The sequence below is a fragment of the Paenalicyclobacillus cellulosilyticus genome, from assembly GCF_014647315.1.
GTDB lineage: Bacteria > Bacillota > Bacilli > Alicyclobacillales > Alicyclobacillaceae > Alicyclobacillus_J > Alicyclobacillus_J cellulosilyticus.
In genome coordinates this window covers 344-610 of sequence record NZ_BMOY01000127.1, presented here as the reverse complement: position 1 = coordinate 610, position 267 = coordinate 344, and the positions used below count along the sequence as shown (strand labels likewise).

General features: G+C 40.8%; 1 protein-coding gene. It reads right to left on the bottom strand.

Annotated elements, in window-relative coordinates; translation table 11 throughout:
• A partial coding sequence (locus IEX97_RS13725) for a DDE-type integrase/transposase/recombinase (RefSeq protein ID WP_229776934.1) occupies window positions 1–267 on the bottom strand: 267 nt, incomplete at both ends.

Genomic DNA, 267 nt, shown 5'->3' with positions numbered 1-267 from the left:
TCTTCCATCTTTAGGAGAACTTCATCTATCGCACGAATGGCGGAAATTGTATCTCGGTTGGGAGATACCGGGTAAGAAAGAATAATCTTTTTCACGGCGTCAAAAAAGAAAAACAAGTAATGCCAACGGCCGTTTACTCGAATGTAGGTTTCATCACCACAGAATTGATCAGACAATTCGTATGGATAGTGATCGATGTATGGCTTAAGAATAAGAGCCACACTGTTTACGTAATTCAGGATTGTCTGATGAGAAATGGCCACACCA